Genomic DNA, 1,005 nt, shown 5'->3' with positions numbered 1-1,005 from the left:
CGCTCAGTACATTCGGTTGAATGCCGCGCCACGGTTTTTCTGCGGCAAATTTTGGTGAGCTGGCGACGGTGATCAACTTACTCACTCGCTGAGGAGCATTGAGCGCAATGTGCGTGGCAACCAAACCACCCAACGACCAACCTAGCCACACTGCTTTCTCTGGCGCATCTTTTAGTACCATGGCAGCGATTTGTGCGAGGTCTTCACCATGATGCTCAGCGCTAAAGCCGTATCCAGGAAGATCGACGACATGGACACAAAAATCCGCCTGCAGAGATTCGACCGTTTGCTGCCAAACCGCGCCATTCATCCCCCAGCCATGCAGCAACACCAAATCCGGTCCCTGACCGAACGACTGCCAGTGTAAATTCGTGCTCATGCTCTCAATCTCTCCCACTTATTTTATTCCTTATTGCTTCACTCAAGCGTTAGGCTGTGCAAAATCTAACCTTGAATAAGCGGTATGTTATCTCATCACTGGCAAAACATCATGCATCGTGTGCTCAGCAGTCAATGCGGTTTATGTCGCTTCCCGATTCAGGCTACCGCTCAACCCAATGCTCTGCGTTGGTGTGATCACTGTTATCAATATCTTACGCCAGTAAAACGCTGCCAACGTTGTGGATTGAGCTTAAAAGATGAGGAAGCGAATATAGAGAGTATTTGCGGCGAGTGCCTCTCCGAGCCTCCACCGTGGCAACGGCTATTTACCTTGGGAGACTACGACTTTCCGCTGTCTCGAGAAGTACAACGCTTCAAAGATCACGGACAAACATGGCATGTTCGCGCTTTAACGCAATTGCTTGCCCAGCGCATTTCAACTCCCGCTCCGCTTATCACCACAGTGCCATTGCACTGGCAACGCTACTTTTATCGAGGCTTTAATCAGAGCGACATACTGGCGCGACATTTGGCTGGTCACCTTAATGTGAGGTTTGATAATCACGTGTTTCGCCGCGTAAAACACGTCCAGTCGCAGCGTGGGTACAAGAAATCCAGCCGAGA

At 50.4% G+C, this 1,005-nt stretch carries 2 protein-coding genes; one reads left to right on the top strand and one right to left on the bottom strand.

The window, feature by feature from the left end; all coding sequences use genetic code 11:
• A partial coding sequence (locus R8269_RS26625) for an alpha/beta fold hydrolase (protein ID WP_318223093.1) occupies positions 1 to 379 on the bottom strand: 379 nt, incomplete at its 3' end.
• A gap of 84 nt (positions 380 to 463) precedes the next feature.
• On the opposite strand from R8269_RS26625, the gene R8269_RS26620 reads away from it, so the two are divergent.
• A partial coding sequence (locus R8269_RS26620) for a ComF family protein (RefSeq protein ID WP_318223092.1) occupies positions 464 to 1,005 on the top strand: 542 nt, incomplete at its 3' end.

It is taken from the genome of Vibrio sp. Vb0667 (genome assembly GCF_033391095.1).
Note: the sequence above shows the minus strand (reverse complement) of the source record. Positions and strands in the feature narration are given on the sequence as shown.